Origin of the sequence: Streptomyces sp. NBC_01089 (assembly GCF_045162975.1) — a bacterium.
Classification (GTDB): domain Bacteria; phylum Actinomycetota; class Actinomycetes; order Streptomycetales; family Streptomycetaceae; genus Streptomyces.
In genome coordinates, this window is sequence record NZ_CP108660.1 from 7,457,420 (window position 1) to 7,470,571 (window position 13,152).

The 13,152-nt window shown below is 71.7% G+C and carries 10 protein-coding genes; 9 read left to right on the forward strand and 1 reads right to left on the reverse strand.

The annotated features are described in order from the left end of the window. Window positions 1–116: 116 nt before the first annotated feature. Window positions 117–1,343, forward strand: coding sequence for an IS701 family transposase (locus tag OG510_RS33560; RefSeq protein WP_406141768.1), 1,227 nt, complete (start codon window positions 117–119; stop codon window positions 1,341–1,343). Here OG510_RS33560 and OG510_RS33565 read toward each other — a convergent pair. Beyond that, window positions 1,297–3,303, reverse strand: coding sequence for a helix-turn-helix domain-containing protein (locus OG510_RS33565; protein ID WP_406141770.1), 2,007 nt, complete (start codon window positions 3,301–3,303; stop codon window positions 1,297–1,299). The two genes, OG510_RS33560 and OG510_RS33565, sit on opposite strands and share 47 nt — an antisense overlap. 279 nt (window positions 3,304–3,582) lie before the next feature. Between OG510_RS33565 and wrbA the strand changes: the two genes are divergently transcribed. The 8 genes from wrbA (at window position 3,583) to OG510_RS33605 (ending at window position 12,950) form a co-directional block, all read left to right on the forward strand. After that, window positions 3,583–4,200 carry an NAD(P)H:quinone oxidoreductase gene (gene wrbA / locus OG510_RS33570; RefSeq protein ID WP_406141771.1) on the forward strand — a complete coding sequence of 206 codons (618 nt, stop codon included), beginning with the start codon at window positions 3,583–3,585 and terminating at the stop codon, window positions 4,198–4,200. Between the two features lie 115 nt (window positions 4,201–4,315). Continuing rightward, entirely contained in the window at window positions 4,316–5,086 is a 771-nt protein-coding gene (locus OG510_RS33575; RefSeq protein WP_406141773.1) for a 2,3-dihydro-2,3-dihydroxybenzoate dehydrogenase, read from the forward strand. 34 nt (window positions 5,087–5,120) lie between these two features. Then, entirely contained in the window at window positions 5,121–5,744 is a 624-nt protein-coding gene (locus OG510_RS33580; protein WP_406141774.1) for an isochorismatase family protein, read from the forward strand. After that, window positions 5,741–7,822: an anthranilate synthase family protein gene (locus tag OG510_RS33585; RefSeq protein WP_406141776.1), complete on the forward strand. Its 2,082-nt coding sequence runs from the start codon at window positions 5,741–5,743 to the stop codon at window positions 7,820–7,822. The genes OG510_RS33580 and OG510_RS33585 overlap by 4 nt, the downstream gene beginning before the upstream one ends. Then, complete coding sequence (locus tag OG510_RS33590) at window positions 7,822–9,396, forward strand: class I adenylate-forming enzyme family protein (RefSeq protein WP_406141778.1); 1,575 nt, start codon at window positions 7,822–7,824, stop codon at window positions 9,394–9,396. The genes OG510_RS33585 and OG510_RS33590 overlap by 1 nt, the downstream gene beginning before the upstream one ends. Continuing rightward, window positions 9,393–10,991 carry an FAD-dependent monooxygenase gene (locus OG510_RS33595; protein WP_406141779.1) on the forward strand — a complete coding sequence of 533 codons (1,599 nt, stop codon included), beginning with the start codon at window positions 9,393–9,395 and terminating at the stop codon, window positions 10,989–10,991. Before OG510_RS33590 ends, OG510_RS33595 begins: the two co-directional genes overlap by 4 nt. 68 nt (window positions 10,992–11,059) lie before the next feature. Continuing rightward, window positions 11,060–11,545 (forward strand): RrF2 family transcriptional regulator, encoded by a 486-nt coding sequence (locus OG510_RS33600; RefSeq protein WP_406141780.1) that lies wholly within the window; start codon window positions 11,060–11,062, stop codon window positions 11,543–11,545. A 208-nt stretch (window positions 11,546–11,753) separates the two neighbouring features. Beyond that, window positions 11,754–12,950, forward strand: a complete 1,197-nt coding sequence (locus tag OG510_RS33605; RefSeq protein WP_406141782.1) for an MFS transporter — start codon at window positions 11,754–11,756, stop codon at window positions 12,948–12,950. Window positions 12,951–13,152: the final 202 nt, after the last annotated feature.

A 13,152-nucleotide genomic window follows, 5' to 3' on the forward strand; every position in this document is an offset into this window, starting at 1 on the left:
GACCGCGCCGCAGCAGTGTGTCCTGCATACCTATGAGCTACCCGGCAGTACCCCGCACCGTTGAGGCACGACGCCGAGCACGGTGGTCCGTGCGAGGGACGAGATGGGGGAGATCGATGTCTGGTGTTGCCCTGTGCGCGGAAGACGTACGGATACAGGGGCACGGGTCCGTCAGAGCCGCCGTCCAGGAGGAAGTGCTCACCGAGCTGTGCTCGGTGCTCTTCGCGTCCCTGCCGCGGCGTGACCAGCGCAGACGCGGTGTGGAGTATGTGCGCGGCCTCCTCGCCGCCGAGGGGCGCAAGTCGGTCCGGAACATGGCGGCGCTGACCGGTGGGGCGACCACCGAGCAGGGACTGCACCACTTCGTCAGCAGCTCCACCTGGGACTGGGCGCAGGTGCGCGGGCGGCTGGCCCAGTATCTGGCGCGGGTCGCAGAGCCCAGTGCGTGGGTGGTGCGGCCGATGATCGTGCCGAAGGCCGGTGAGCACTCCGTCGGTGTGGACCGGCGGTACTTCCCCGCCTTCGGCCAAGTGCTCAACGCCCAGCAGGCGTTCGGGGTCTGGGCGGCGTCCGACCGGATGAGCAGTCCGGTCAACTGGCGGCTGCATCTGTCAGGGGCGTGGCTCGACGACCGCCGGCGCAGGGCCCGCGCCTCGATTCCGGCATCGCTGAGCCCGGAGGAGACGCTGGACGAGTGCGCGGTCGAAGCATGCCGCGAGCTGGTGGCGGGACAGGCGCTTCCCCGTCTCCCGGTGGTGCTGGACGCCCGCGAGACCGAGGCGGCCACCACCGTCGGCCAACTGCGCGCCGCAGATATGCCGTTCCTGATCAGGGTGAGCGGCGCCCAGCTGTTCACCCCTTCGCACGCGGTGGGGCCGGCCCGTGGCGGCGAGCTCCCGGCGTACCAGATCATGGGCGCCGCACGGGAGTTGCGGCGCCAGGCCCTCTGGACCGACCACGAACCGCAGGCGGCCCGGCGCACCAGTCTGGTAGCGGCCCTGCGCGTCGGGCTGCCCCGCCGCTCGTCACGCTCCGAGGCCCCGGAGCACTCCGGCGACCGGCGCGATCTGCTGCTGCTCAGCGAGTGGCGGGACAGCGGCCGCTGGCCGTCCGCGCTGTGGCTGACGGATCTGACGGGGGACCGGCCGGGCGCCCTGCTGCGGCTGAGCAAGCTCATCGGCCGGGTCGACCGCGACTGCGCCGAGATCGCCGACCGGGTGGGTGTCCGGGACTACGCGGGGCGCTCCTTCGGCGGCTGGCACCGGCACATCACCCTCGCGTCGGCCGCCCACGCGATCACCGCCGTGGCCGCCTGCGCGGAGCGGGAACCGGGGGCTTCGTGACGTCGCGCGGGCGGCGGCGGTGCGGGCGCCCGTAGGGGCTGTCGAGGACGGCGGCGACGGACGCCGGGCTCCCGCCCCGCAGGACGTGGCGGATCCGGGAGAGCCTGAGGGCCAGTTGCACCTCGAACGCCCGCTCGGGCTGCTGCCACCCGGATCCCAGCAGCTCGCTGATGCGCTCCAGCCTGCGGGTGACCGTGTTGGGGTGCACATGCAGGCGTTCGGCCGCGTACGTCGGGCTGGCGCCCGTGTCGAAGTACGCCTCCAGGGTGGGGACCAGCGCGGTGAGGCGCTGCCGGTCGTAATCGGCCACCGGGCCGATCGTGGCGTCGATGAACGCGCCCGCGTCGTGGCTGCCCGACAGAAGCACGCCGAGGCCGCCCAGTTCCCGTGGGGAGGCGGCACGGCCGACGGCTCCGAGCGCGGTCATGGCGTCGAAGCAGCGCTGGGCCTCCTTGTGGGCGCCGGTGACCGAGAGGGAATCGGTCACCGGGCCGGCCGCCGCCACCGTCACCCGCTGGTCGAGCAGCGGGGACAGCTCGGCGTGGACGGCCCGGGCCGCCGCCCCCGCGTCGTCCCCCGCGATGAGGAGTACGGCGTAGTCCTTGTGCAGGCTCATGAGCCCGTTCCTGTGCTGCGTGTACGACGCCGCCCACGAGCCCAGCTCGCTCCCGAACGCCCTCTCGGGGCGGGCGACGACCACCAGATGCGGCTCGTCCAGGTCGATGCCGCAGCGCCGGGCCCGGGTCTTGAGGAGCTGGGGCGGCCGCCCGGAGAGCGCCAGCAGGTCGTCCAGCAGGCTGTGCCTGATCCGGCCGTTGGCACCCGCGCTCCGGCCCGCTTCCAGGAGCAGCGCGAGAGCGGTGAACCCCGCGCCCAGCTCCAGCAGCCGCTCGTCGTACTCGGTGAGCCGCTTCCCCGGGAACATCAGCACGGTGCCGAGATGCTCCTCGCCCGCGACGACCGGCGCGGCCCATGAGCCGTCGGCCAGCGCGACCGGCGCACCGGCCGACCTGGCCTCGGCCGTGACGGGGGAGAGCACCGGCTCGGCGGTGTCCGGCGGGTCGCCCGCGGCGGCGAGGACCGTACCGTCCGGCGCGTGGACCCGTACCGCACCCTCCAGCCGGTCCGCCAGCTCGGCGACGAGGGTCTGCGGGCCCCCGCCGTCGAGTAACAAGTCGGTGAACCGGCTCTGTGTCTCGCCCAGTTCGCGTTCCAGGCGCAGCGCGGGCCCCTCCAGCGCCGCGGCCGCCGCCATGGCCGTGTCGAGCAGGCGCGCGCTCTCGATGGCCGCCCCCGCGAGGTCACCCAGGGAGGCCATGAGGGAGATCTCGTCGGCGCTGAAATGCCGTACGTTCCGGTCGGCCGCATAGAGGGCGCCGACCGGCCGGGTGCCCTGGCTCAGGGGCACCGCCACGAGCGCGCGCAGCGCCTCGGCCGCGACCATCTCGTCGAAGGCCGGGTGGTGGTGGAACCGTTTGTCGGCGGGGTAGTCGGGGGTCCAGAACGGGGCGGAGTTGACGAGGGCCTCACCGACAGGCCCGGCGTCGGCCAGCAGCCGCAGCCCGACCATGCTGGTCGAGGTGTGCCCGTCGGAGCTGCGGACCTGTACGAAGCCCTGCTCCTCGGCAGGGAAGCCGATGAAGGCCATGTCGAGGCCGAGCAGAAGACGGGCCCGCCTGGTGACGACCTTGAGCACCGCGTCCAGCTCCTGCGCCGCGGCGAGTTCGCGTGCGGTGTCGACGAGGGCGGACAGTCCCATCTCCCGCTGCCTGCGCCGGCCCGACTGGGCGTGAATCCGCAGGCCGAGCGCTCTGGCCCGGGTCAGCACCTCGCGTTCCGCGCCGGCCACGCCTTCGTCGAGGGCCTGGGTCATCAGCGCTTCCACCTGTTCCACCGGTGCTGCGTCGGCCAGTAACTCCAGCACGGCGAGTGCGGCGGATCCCACCCTGATCTGCGACACGATGCTCCCTTTGTCATGCTCTCGTAGCTGCGTTCCCCTTTGCGCAGCCACTCGGAACCTACGCAGGCGACCTGACGGAGTCAACAGTTTGTTGAACGATGACCTTACGCAGAGATCCCCGGGGTGACCTGATGGAGTACCGGCCACTTGACGGACTGCGACGACGGGCCTTGGCGGGCGCTCCGTCCGCGTCACAGGATCGGGGCACTGCGCAGCGGATCCGCGCCTCCCGCAGGCCAGGTCCCCGAGCGCCTTGTCCAACCACCTAGGGAGAGCGCCATGTTGAACGTCGCTGTGGTCTATTACTCGTCGACCGGGAATGTGCACCGGCTCGCCGAAGCGGCGGCTGTCTCCGCGGGGAAGGCGGGCGCCGATGTGCGCCTGCGCCGGGTGGCGGAAGTGTTCCCGCAGTCACAGGTGGACTCGAACGACGCCTGGGCCGCACACCTCGACGCCACCCGCGACGTCCCCGTGGCCGACCTGGACGACCTGGAGTGGGCGGACGCGATCCTGTTCGGCACCCCGACCCGCTTCGGCCTGCCGGCCGCGCAGCTCAAGCAGTTCCTCGACACCACTGTGACGCTGTCGCTCCAGGGCCGGCTGGTGAACAAGGTCGTCTCCTCATTCACCTCCACATCGGGCGCGCACAGCGGGCAGGAGAGCACCATCCTCGCGCTGAACAACACCTACTACCACTGGGGCGCGATCATCGTTCCGACGGGCGCCACCGACCCGGTCCTCACCACGCCGGGCAACGGCAACCCGTACGGAGTCAGCAGCGTTTCCGGGAACCGGCCGGGCAACGTCAGCGACGAGAACCTCGCGGCCATGGAGTTCCAGGCCCGCCGGGTCACCGGGATCGCCGCGGCCCTCAAGCGCGGCTTCGCGGTCGGCTGACGCCCGGCCGCCGCAGCGCGACGCCCTTGCCCCGTCACCGGCAGGGGCGCAGTCCTCCGTACGAGTCACGAGTACAGACCCCTCAGCACGTACGACAGCACAGGAGGTCCGACCCATGGAGACAAAGATCGCCCTGGTCACGGGGGCAGCCGGCGGAATCGGTGAAGCCGTGGTCCGGGCACTCGGAGCACGCGGTACGCGGGTCGCGGCCGTCGACCGGGACGGCGAGCGGCTCCGGCGCACGGTGGACGATGCGGTCAGGGACGGGCTGCACGTCGACGCGTTCCCCTGCGACGTGACGAGCGGCCCGGCCGTCGAATCGACCGTCGAGCGGGTCGAGGCGGAGCTGGGCCCCGTCGACCATCTCGTCAACGCGGCCGGTGTGCTGCGCCTCGGGGAGGCCAGGAGCCTCACCGACGAGGACTGGGCCTCGACGTTCGCGGTCAACACGACCGGCGTCTTCCACCTGTGCCGCGCGGTCGCCAACCGGATGGTCCCGCGCGCCCGGGGAGCCATCGTCACCGTCGCGTCGAACGCCGCCGGCACCCCCCGTACGGAGATGGCCGCCTACGCCGCGTCCAAGGCGGCGGCGTCCATGTTCACCAAGAGCATCGGGCTGGAGCTCGCCCGGCACGGCATCCGCTGCAACGTGGTCGCCCCCGGGTCGACCGACACCCGGATGCTCACCTCGATGTGGCACGACGAGAGCGGGCCGAAGGGCACCATCGAGGGCCGGCCCGAAGCCTTCCGGGTGGGTATCCCGCTCGGCAGGCTGGCCCGCCCGTCGGACATCGCCGACGCCGTGGTCTTCCTCCTCTCCGACCAGTCGTCGCACATCACCCTGCACGACCTGACGGTCGACGGGGGTGCCGCACTCGGTGTCTGACCACCCCACTGTCCTCAACCAGCGGAGAACGACCTTGCCCGGAATACCCAGCATCGAGCCGTACCCGATGCCGACATCCGCCGAGCTGCCCGCCAACACCGCACGGTGGACCGCCGATCCGGAGCGGGCCGTGCTGCTCATCCACGACATGCAGCGCTACTTCCTGAAGCCCCTGCCCGACACCCTGCGCGACGAGCTGATCCGTAACACGGCCGCGCTGCGCGACCGTTGTGCGGCGCTCGGCGTGCCGGTGGCCTACACCGCGCAGCCCGGCGGGATGACCGATGACCAGCGCGGCCTGCTCGCCGACTTCTGGGGCCCCGGCATGCGTACCGCCCCCGCCGACCGCGCGGTGGTCGAGCCGCTGGCCCCGGTCCCCGGCGACTGGGTGTTCACCAAGTGGCGCTACAGCGCCTTCTTCCGCTCCGACCTGCTGAAGCACATGCGCCAGGCCGGCCGCGACCAGCTGATCATCTGTGGCGTGTACGCACACGTGGGTGTGCTCATGAGCGCCGTCGACGCCTTCACCAACGACATCCAGGCGTTCCTGGTCGCGGACGCCGTCGCCGACTTCTCCGCGGACAAGCACCGACAGGCCGTCGAGTACGCGGCGAGCCGCTGCGCGATGACCGTCACGACCAAGGAAGTCCTGCTGTGACCGGAACCGATGACGGGACCGATCTGCTCGCCCGGGTGCTCACCGGCAAGCCGCCGCCCTTCGCGCTGCTCCACCGCCCCGGCTCCGCGGACCGGGACACGCTGGACGTCCTGCTCGGTGAGGTCTCGACGCCCGCGACCCTCGCGGAGATCCCGCTGCCGGAGCCTTCCGCCCGGCCGGGCGGACCCCGCCACGATGTACTGGTCCTCGTCCCCTACCGGCAGATCACCGAGCGCGGCTTCCGCTGCGCCGACGACGGCGCACCGCTGATCGCCATGACGGTCGGCGACCAGGCGACCGTTCCCGTCGCCGACGCGCTGACCCGGATTCCCGACACCGCCATCGAACTGGCCGGCGGCCACTTCGACGTGGACGACGACACCTACGCCGACACCGTCCGCCGGGTGATCGCCGACGAGATCGGCCAGGGCGCGGGGGCCAACTTCGTCCTCAAGCGCTCGTTCGTCGCCGACATCACCGGCTACACACCGCGCAGCGCGCTCACCCTCTTCCGGCGGTTGCTGGTGGGGGAGTCCGGCGCCTACTGGACGTTCATCGTCCACACCGGGACACGCACGTTCGTCGGGGCCACCCCGGAGTGCCACGTCGGCCTGCGCGACGGCACCGCCGTGATGAACCCCATCAGCGGCACCTACCGCTATCCGCCGTCCGGGCCCACCCTGTCCGGCGTCCTGGAGTTCCTCTCCGACCGCAAGGAGGCCGACGAGCTCTACATGGTCGTCGACGAGGAGCTGAAGATGATGGCCCGGATCTGCACGACGGGCGGCCGCGTCACCGGGCCCTGTCTCAAGGAGATGGCGCGCCTCGCGCACACCGAGTACGTCATCGAGGGCCGCAGCACCAGAGACCCGCGCGAGATCCTGCGCGAGACGATGTTCGCCCCCACGGTCACCGGCAGCCCGCTGGAGAACGCCTGCCGGGTCATCCACGCGTACGAGCCGGAGGGCCGCGGCTACTACAGCGGCGTCGTGGCCCTGATCGGGCAGGACGGTGCGGGCGCCCGCGCCCTCGACTCCGCGATCCTCATCCGCACCGCGGACATCGGCCGGGAGGGAAGGGTGCGGATCAGTGTGGGCGCCACACTCGTCCGCCACTCCGACCCGGCGTCCGAGGTGGCGGAGACCCGGGCCAAGGCCGCCGGGCTGCTCGCCGCGCTGCAGGCCGACGCACCGGTCTCGCTGGCATCGCACCCGCGGGTGCGTGCGGCACTGGAGGAGCGCAACGCGACCATCGCCGGCTACTGGCTGGCCGATGCCGATGCCGGGGCCTGTGCCGATGCTTATGCCGGTGGTGGTGGCGCGGCCCGCGGCGCCGGGGGAGATCCCGACGGGCGGACACCCCAGGTCCTGCAACGCGCCCCGGGCGAGGGCCGCGAGGTGCTCGTCATCGACGCCGAGGACACCTTCACCGCGATGCTCGCCCACCAACTCCGCTCGGTGGGGCTCTCCGTGACCGTGCGGCGGTTCGACGAACCGTACGCGTTCGACGGCTGGGACCTGGTCATCATGGGCCCGGGGCCCGGCTCCCCGCACGACAGCGGCCATCCCAAGATCGCCCATCTGCGCTCGGCGGTACGGACCCTGCTCGCCGAGCGGCGCCCCTTCATCGCCGTCTGCCTCAGCCACCAGCTCCTCAGCCGCGAACTCGGCTTCGACGTGATCCGCCGCGACACCCCGAACCAGGGGGTGCAGCGCGAGATCGACTTCTTCGGGGCCCGGGAGCGGGTCGGCTTCTACAACACCTTCGCCGCCGTCTCCTCGCACGACAAGGTGGACTGCGGTGCGGCCGGAATGGTGGAGGTGAGCCGTGACGCCGCCACCGGCGAGGTGTACGGCCTGCGCGGCGCCCACTTCGCCTCCCTGCAGTTCCACGCCGAGTCCCTGCTCACCCAGTACGGCGTACGCATCCTGGAACGGCTCATGGCCGAGGTCGCCCAGGTGACGGACTCCGGGCCGGTTTCTGTACGCGGGGCCGAGCGGGCGGTGTCATCTTCCGCAGATTCCCCAGACCCCAACCCACCTGTTGTGCAGCCGCAGTCGAAGCCGAGGAAATCCTGATGTTCCGGATACCCGCCAGCAATAACGGCCTCTATCTCGGGTCGGTTCCCCAGTCGGCCGCCGCGAAGAACGGCGGCACCCTGATCACGCTCGACCACGACATGGCCACCCTGCCGGCCGTCGGGCGCACCCTGACCGTCGCCGAACTCGCCGAGCACGTCGACGATATGGCGGGCCGGCTGTGGGCCGCCGGGATCCGGCCCAGCGAACGCGTCGCCGTCCATATGAGCCCCGGGTTCGACATCTATGTGCTGGCCACAGCGGTGGCCAGGATCGGTGCCGTGCCCGTCATGCTGTCGCCTGCCCTGGAGGGCGAGAGCGTCGCAGCGCTGCTCGAACGGCTCGACCGGCCGCATCTGCTCACGGACGGCGCGAAGCTGGACGGCCCGCTGGCCGACTTCCCGTTGGCCGGCCTCACCGACCGCACCGTCGTCGCCACCGGCTCACGGCCCGGCGCCGTCTCCCTCGACGACCTGGCCGGAGCACCGCGACAGCAGCCCGTCCTGCTCCACCCCGACGAGCCCGCGCTGATGACCCACACCTCGGGCACCACCGGGCTGCCGAAGCTCGTGGTGCACTCCGCGCGCACCCTGCGCGGCCGGTTCCGTCCGCAGGAGCGGCTCGCGTCACTGGTCCGCAGGCGCGAGACCGTGGCCATCCATGTGTCGTACGTGCACTCCCGGATGTATCTGGCACTCGCGGTACTGCTGCCCCGGGCCATGCCGCTGGTCATCATGAACGACTCGGAGCCGTCCGGTGTCGCCGAGCTCTTCGCGGAGACCCGGCCCGGCTTCATCGAGACGCACCCGAACTCCTTCATGGAGTGGGAGGAACTGGTCGACCACCCGCGCAAGCCACTCGCCAACGTCCGCTATTTCAGCACCACTTTCGACGCCATCCACCCGAGCACCATGGACCGGCTGCTGCGCGCTTCGGAGCGCCGCGCGCCGCTGTTCTTCCAGATCTACGGGCAGAGCGAGTGCGGCCCGCTGGTGGGCCGCGGCTACACCCGCAAGAACGCGCACAAGGCCGACGGCCGCTGCCTGGGGTTCGCCATGCCAGGCGTGACGAACTTCCGCCTGGTGAGCCGCAACGGCGCCCGGCCGTCCCGGGACACCCCCGGGTACATCGAGGTGAGCACCGCGGGCCGCGCCCTGACCTACTTCGGGGAGGGCGAACGCTTCGACCAGCAGGTGCACGGCAGCTGGTGGCGCGGCGGCGACGTCGGCTACCGCTCCAGCTACGGCTGTCTGCATCTGCTGGACCGTGAGGTCGACGTCATCCCGACCATCCACAGCACCCTCGAGGTCGAGGACACCGTACTGGGCCGGCTGGAGGAGCTGACCGAACTCGTCGTGGTGGCGGGCCCGGACCAGGAGCCCGTCCCTGTCGTGTGCACCAGGAACGACCGCCCGCTGGAGGCCGAACGCTGGCGGGCCGCGGTGGCCGATCTCACACCGATGGCGGAGCCGATCCAGATGCCGCTGACGGAGCTGCCCCGCACGGCCACCATGAAGATCAAGCGCATCGAGCTGTCCCAGCGGCTGAAGACACAGGAGGACCGGGCATCGTGACCCAGCGGACGACAGGGGGCGACGGCCCGGCCCCCGCTGCGGACTTCGACGTGCTCGTGGTCGGTGCGGGGCCGACCGGGCTGATGGCGGCCTGCGAGCTGCTGCGGCGCGGGGTGCGGGTGCGCGTCATCGACCGGGCGCCGCACCCCATGCGCGCTCCGAAGGCCCTGTCGCTGTGGCCGCGCGCACTCGACATCCTGGAGGACGTGGGGCTGCGCGACGAGATCCGGCGTAAGTCCTCGCGGATCGACGCCTTCAGCTACTTCTCCGACCGCAGGCCGCTCGCCTCCTTCGGCTTCTCCGAGGACCTGGCCTCCAGGATCCTCCCGCAGTACGAGACCGAACAGGCGCTCAACGGACGGCTGGAGGCGCTGGGCGGCAAGGCCGAGCGCGGCGTACGGCTGCTGGCGCTGGACGACGTCGACCACTCCGGGGACATCGCGGCCACCGACGGGGTCACCGCCGTACTGGAGCACGCGGACGGGGTGGTGGAACGCGTCTGTGCGCCGTTCGTCATCGGAGCCGACGGCGCGGGCAGCTCCGTGCGCGGCCAGCTCGGGGTCGGCTTCGAAGGCAGTACGTACGAGATGGCGTTCGCGCTGATCGACACACGTATCGAGGGCGACCTCCCGCCGGACGAGATCAGCTACTACCAGTCCCCGGCGGGGACGCTCGTGATCGTGCCGATGCCCGACGGCGTCTTCCGCTTCCTGTCCGTCATGCCGGGCGGCCAGGAGGTGAGCGTCCCGATGATGCAGGCCGTCATCGACGAACGCGGGCCGCGCGGGGTGCGCATCACGGAACCCGTCTGGCAGACGGTCTTCCGGGTGCACGCCCGGCACGCCACCGACTTCCGGCGCGGACGGGTCTTCCTCATGGGCGACGCGGCCCATGTGCACAGTCCCGCGGGCGGCCAGGGGATGAACAACGGGCTCCAGGACGCCAACAACCTCGGCTGGAAACTCGCCGCCGTCATCGAAGGCCGGGCGCCCGCCTCGCTGCTCCTGAGCTACGGCCCCGAACGCTCCGAAGCGACCCGCCGCATCGTCCGTGACACCGATCTCCAGACCCGGGCCTGGATGGTCGACAGCAAGGCGCGCATCAGAGCCCGCGACGCCGCCTTCCGGCTGCTCGACAGGTCCGGTGCGGTGTCCCGTCTCTACGCGCCGGTGATGGCCGGCCGGCGGCTCGCCTACACACCGGCCCGTGACACCCAGTACCCGGCCCGCCGTTCGGGCTGCGCACCGCGCACCCGCCTCCCCGGCGGTCTGAAGGTCGGCGCGGTCTTCCCCAGGGAGCGGGCGGTGGCGCTCGGCATCTCCGGCCCGGAGGCGGAGCCGTCGGCCTGGGCGATCGCCGTCATCGCGCCCGCGGACGGCCCTGGCTGGCTGACCGAGGTCGGGCATCTGGCCGCCCGGTGGCCGCAGGCGCGCGTGGTGCGGCTGTCACGGGCCGATGCCGCGGCGCACGGCGGCTGCGGCAGACCGGGCTACTACCTGGTCCGTCCCGACGGGCACATCGCGGCCCACGGCCACGAGCATGACCTGAACCGGCTGGAGACCGAGCTGGGGACGGCGCTGCTGCCGCGCACCTGAGCATCTCCCGGCGGCCGCACGGCCGTTGGGGTTGCACCCTCATATCCTCGACATTTAATATCCGGGATATGAGGATGCATGAGGGTGTCGAATGGGCGCTGCACAGCTGCCTCAACCTGGCCTGGGCGGGGCCCGAGCACGCGGTCCCGGCCGCCCGGCTCGCGGCGTACCACGACCTGCCGGCGGCCTACCTCAACAAGCAGCTTCAAGCGCTGGCCCGGGCGGGCATCGTCTCGTCCGTGCCGGGGCCGCGCGGCGGTTTCCGGCTGGCCCGCAGGCCCGAGGACGTCACCGTGATGGATGTGGTGGCGGCGATCGAGGGATCCGAACACGCCTTCCGCTGCGCCGAGATCCGGCAGCAGGGGCCCGGCGCCGGAATGCAGGACAGCTACCGCGATCCGTGCACCGTCTCGCAGGCCATGCGCAGGGCCGAGCTCGCCTGGAGACGCGAGCTGGCCGGTCAGACTCTCGCCGACATCAAGGCCACGGCGGAGCGCACCGCCCCAGGTGTGCCGGCCCGGGTGAGCCGCTGGTTCGCCGACGCCCGAGCCTGAGCCGCCGGGGCCCACGAGGCCCGCGATACGGCACGAGGCCCCGCGATACGGGCGAGGCGGTCGCGCACCGAAATCCTGGACATTTTCCATCCTGACAGCCAAGGGGTTCAACCATGACCGATCGTCCGGAACTCACCTGCGGACGCGAGGTGTTGTCCTGGCGGGCAGCAGCTCAGCGACCGCTCCGGCACCGGATCGGAGGCACGCCATGACGGCTGTCGAGTCCGCCGAGTCCACCACAGGCACCGGCCGGTCACCGCTGAAGGGGTGGCTCGCCGTCTCCGCCGTCACCCTGGGAATCATCTCCCTGATGACGTCGGAACTGCTGCCGGTCGGCCTGCTCACCCCGGTCGGCTCCGAGCTGAACGTCTCGGAGGGCACGGCCGGTCTGATGGTGACGGTGCCGGGACTGGTGGCCGCCGCATCGGCGCCGCTGATCACCGTGGGCGCCGGCCGGGTGGACCGCCGGATTGTCCTCGCCGTACTGATCGGTCTGGTCGGCGCGGCCAATCTGGCCTCCGCCTTCACCCCGACCTTCGCCGCGCTGCTCATCGCCCGCGTCCTCATCGGGGTGAGCGTCGGCGGCTTCTGGGCCATCGCGGGCGGGCTCGCCGTGCGGCTGGTGCCCGAGAAACACGTGCCCCGGGCCATGTCGGTCATCTTCGGCGGTGTGTCGACCGCATCCGTACTCGGCGTGCCCACCGGCACCCTGCTCGGTGATCTGAGCGGCTGGCGCACCGCTTTCGGCGCTGTCGGAGTGCTCGGCCTGGTGGCGCTGGTCTGCCTGGTGCTGATGGTGCCTGCGCTGCCCGCCACCCGGACGATCACCCTGCCGGAGCTGCCCAGGCTCCTGCGCGACAACGCGGCGATCAGGATCGGTGTCATCGCCACCTTCCTGCTCATCACCGGTCACTTCATCGCGTACACCTTCGTGCGCCCCGTCCTCCAGGACATCTCGGGCTTCGACGGCAACATGATCAGCTCGCTGCTGCTGCTCTACGGAGTGGCGGGCATCGTCGGCAACTTCGTGGCCGGTTCACGGGCCGCCACGCACGTCAGGCGGACCCTGCTCGTCATCGCGATCGTGCTGACGGCCGCCATGGTGCTGATCCCCGTCCTCGGCACCGGCCGGATCGGCGGGGTCGTCCTCCTGGTGGTCTGGGGTCTCGGATACGGCGGGGTCTCGGTGAGCCTGCAGACCTGGATGCTCAAGGCCGCACCGGAGGCAGGCGAGGCCGCCTCGTCGCTCTTCGTCCTGATGTTCAACCTGTCGATCGCCCTCGGAGCGCTGATCGGAGGCCGCGTCGTGGACGGGTCGACGGCCGGTGTCCTGTGGCTGGGAGGCGCTCTCGTCATCCTGACCGCGGTGGCGGTGGCCGCGTCCCGGAAGTCACAGCTCGCCTAGGAGGGCCCGCCCCAGGGCCCGCCGCCCCCCCCATGAACCGCCGCGTTGCGCCGACCGTTCTCGGCACAACATGGCCGGCAGCCGGCCCCCGCGCGTTACCCCGGTGCGCGGGGCCCGGCTGTGCTGTGGCGGGTGTGGTGGGTGTGGTGCGGTGTGGCGGGTATGGCCCCGGGCGGTGGGGCCTCCGGGCGGTGTGGCTCCG